This is a genomic window from Pontimicrobium sp. MEBiC01747, assembly GCF_053601635.1.
On sequence record NZ_JBSHNS010000050.1, the window covers coordinates 1 to 3,869 of the forward strand.

General features: G+C 30.1%; 4 protein-coding genes. All 4 read left to right on the forward strand.

The genetic code is table 11. The features are described from left to right. On the forward strand, positions 1-800 hold an 800-nt coding region (locus ACVC2P_RS00740; RefSeq protein WP_452596571.1), incomplete at its 5' end, for a M20/M25/M40 family metallo-hydrolase. A 182-nt stretch (positions 801-982) separates the two neighbouring features. Continuing rightward, a complete protein-coding gene (locus ACVC2P_RS00745; RefSeq protein WP_452596572.1) occupies positions 983-1,348 on the forward strand; it encodes a BlaI/MecI/CopY family transcriptional regulator in 366 nt (121 codons plus the stop codon). 2 nt (positions 1,349-1,350) lie between these two features. Then, positions 1,351-3,531 carry a M56 family metallopeptidase gene (locus ACVC2P_RS00750; RefSeq protein ID WP_452596573.1) on the forward strand — a complete coding sequence of 727 codons (2,181 nt, stop codon included), beginning with the start codon at positions 1,351-1,353 and terminating at the stop codon, positions 3,529-3,531. A gap of 105 nt (positions 3,532-3,636) precedes the next feature. After that, positions 3,637-3,869: DUF4407 domain-containing protein (locus tag ACVC2P_RS00755; RefSeq protein ID WP_452596574.1), on the forward strand; the 233-nt coding region annotated here is incomplete at its 3' end.

The window sequence follows — 3,869 nt, forward strand, 5'->3', positions numbered from 1 at the left end:
CAACTGGCTTACGTGGTTTAAGTTATGTTGAGGTTGAAGTTACAGGACCAAACAGAGATTTACACTCTGGGTTATATGGCGGCGCAGTAGCAAACCCTATTAATATTTTAACCCAAATGATTGCTTCATTACACGATGAAAACAACCATATCACTATTCCTGGGTTTTACGATAATGTAGAAGAACTCTCTACAGAAGAGCGAGCAGAAATGGCAAAAGCTCCCTTTTCTTTAGACAATTATAAAAAGGCATTAGATATTAATGCCGTACATGGTGAAGCAGGCTATACAACAAATGAGCGTAACTCTATAAGACCAACTCTAGATGTTAATGGTATTTGGGGTGGTTATATTGGAGAAGGTGCAAAAACCGTTATTGCTAGTAAAGCCTATGCTAAGATATCTATGCGTTTAGTTCCAAATCAAGATTGGGAAAACATTACACAATTATTTAAAACGCATTTTGAAAGCATCGCACCAAAAAGTGTTACTGTAAAAGTAACCCCTCATCATGGAGGACAAGGTTATGTAACGCCTATAGATAGCATAGGTTACCAAGCGGCCTCAAAAGCTTATAAAGATACATTTGGCAAAACACCAATTCCACAACGCAGTGGAGGTAGTATTCCTATAGTGTCTCTTTTTGAGCAAGAATTAAAAAGCAAAACTATTTTAATGGGCTTCGGTTTAGATAGTGATGCTATACACTCACCAAACGAACATTTTGGGGTTTGGAACTACCTAAAAGGTATAGAAACCATCCCTTATTTTTATAAACACTTTACAGAGTTATTTAAATAAAAAAGCACTAAAACTCTTATTTTTAGGAGTTAATTAATTTCCCAAAAAGCATCTACCATATTTTATTGTAGATGCTTTTTTACTTTTACTATTATTTTTTCTTATAAAAAACACTTCTACATTTGTAGAATACAATTTTATATTCTACATTTGTAGAGTTAAATATAAAAAACTGATAACTTATGCGCCTTTCTAAAACTGAAGAAGATTTAATGAACCACCTTTGGAAACTAGAAAAAGGGTTTATGAAAGATTTACTAGAAGCATACTCTGAGCCTAAACCTGCTACTACCACTGTTGCTACTTTACTAAAACGTATGACAGACAAAGGGTTTATAGATTATATACGCATAGGCAACTCTAGGCAATATTTTCCATTAGTAAAAAAGAAAGATTACTTCTCAAAACATGTTAATAGCTTAATTAAAAACTTTTTTAACGATAGCAGCTCACAATTTGCTTCTTTTTTTACAAAAGAGACCAATTTATCTAAGGAGGAGTTAGAAAATTTAAAAGCTATTATAGACGACGAAATTAAAAACAAATAGTTATGCTAATATTTATATTAAAATTTAGTGCCTGTTTAGCTATTTTTTTAGCTTTTTATAAGTTTTTACTAGAAAAAGAAACCATACATAGTTTTAAACGCTTTTACTTAATTGGTGCTTTATTATTATCATTTATTATTCCTTCTATAACTTTTATAGAATATGTAGAGCCAGCTCCAGTACTTGGTACATTTAAACCAATTATAGAAGCTATTACAACTCCAGAAAGTAATACCATAGGAGAACCTGTTAATTATCTTCCCATAATATTATGGAGTATATACGGATTGGGAGTATTTCTTTTTGGGTTAAAATTCTGTATTAATTTATTTAAAATCACCTATAAAATAAAATGCAATCCAAAGTGTAAGAATAATATATACACTAATGTTTTATTAAAAGATTTGATAACTCCACATACGTTTTTCAATTACATTTTTTTAAATAAAAACAAATTTGAAACACAACAAATCCCTAAAGAAGTATTACTGCACGAGCAAGCACATGCAAAACAAAAACATAGTATAGACATTATATTTATAGAAGTATTGCAAGTGTTATTATGGTTTAACCCTCTTATATATTTATGTAAGCAGGCTATTAAACTAAACCATGAGTTTTTAGCAGACATGGCTGTTTTAAATCATGGAATTAAACCAACAACATATCAACAAATGCTATTAACGTTTTCATCAAACGTAACAAACCCACAATTAGCAAATGCCATCAATTATTCATTAATCAAAAAACGATTTACAATTATGAAATCAGAAACATCAAGAAAAGCCATTTGGCTTAGAAGTTTATTAATGCTTCCCCTACTAGCAGGGTTACTTTTTAGTTTTAGTACTACTAAAACAGTAGAAAAAGAAATGACACCATTAATAAACACAACTAAAGAAAAAATTCCTGTTTTAAATATCAAGCAGCAGCCATTACGTTTAAAACTGAATGGTAAAGTAACAACACTAAATTCATTAAGCAAAGATTTTAAAGCAATCGTTGGAGAAAGGCGTACAGATTTAAGAATTAATGTTAATGGAGGTATAAATATGTCTCTTATTAATGACATACAATCGAAATTAAAAAAGTATGTAAACCAAATTAAATTATCACAAGGAGGCTATATTATAGATACAAGTCTAACAGATAAAAACGATGTAAAAACAATCCCTGTTGTTAATGGTATTAAATGCGATAATTGCACTTTATTTTTATCTAAAAAAGGAATTGAAGAATTAATACTTTCAACTACAACAAGAGAATCTATAATAAAATTTAGAATAAAGTTTCCGGGAAAACCAACTGAAAGTATTAAAAATAATACTACTAAAGGTAATGCAAAAGTAAAAAGCTATTTAACAGATGCTTCTATTGGTACTATGGTTCAACTTTTTGATATTAAAACTAAAAATGAAACCTTAACACCTGTTATGATACAATTAGTAGATAAAGCTAGTCCTAAATACTCTAAATCTCCAAAAGTAAAAAAGGGTGAGTTATCCGATCTACCACCGCCTCCACCACCGCCAGCACCTATAGTTGTTAAAAAGAAAGGTAAAAAATCCCTAAATGAAATTATAGAAAACACTCCTAAAGGATTAAAAACAGGGTATAAAATGATTAATGGAGAAAGCCATTATTATATTACTTATAAAAATGGAGTAACTATTTATTATAATAAGTTAGGTCAAGCTGTAAATAAAAAAGGAGAACTTCTGCCACCACCACCTCCACCACCAGCTCCAGAAAAAGAAATGAAAACTGGATCTATAGATATTAATAATAAAAAGCACTATTATACAACCATTAACAATAAAACAAGGTATTATAATCGTTATGGAGTAGAAACCGATAAAAACGGCAAAGAACTTATACCAAATAAGCAAGTAAACGCCAGTGATGTTATACCAAATGCTAACATTAGTAAAGTATACTTTAATGATAAAGTTGTTAGTGAATTTAAAACTGATAAAAAATTAGCTGCTGCAACTATACCTGAAGTTCCAAGTATGTTACAGCTAACTAATAAAGGTGCTATTTTTTATTATGAGGGTAAAAAAATAACAGGTAAAAAAGCAATTGACCTAGTAGACAATAATAAGGATTTAAATATTTTAATTAGAGATATAGACTCTAAAACTCCTATAGTAAAACTCTCCAAACAACCTATTAGAGTATAACATTTAATAAGAGCCTCGATATTCGAGGCTTTTTTATGTAACATTTTTTAATTTTTAGCGTTATTATAGCAATCAATCATTACTCTATCAATCAAATTAATCGTTATGTTAAAACAATTTTTTATTATCTGCTCTGGGGCAGATACCGATATTTTAAAAGATTCTTCTATAGGGGAACAAAATAAATATGCAGGTATTGGCGCTACTGTTTTTTTTACGGCATTAATGGCCGCAATAGCATCTAGTTACGCCCTTTATACCGTTTTTGACAATCTATTTGCAGCAGTAGGCTTTGGCATAGTCTGGGGCTTATTAATTTTCAACCTAGACCGTTTTAT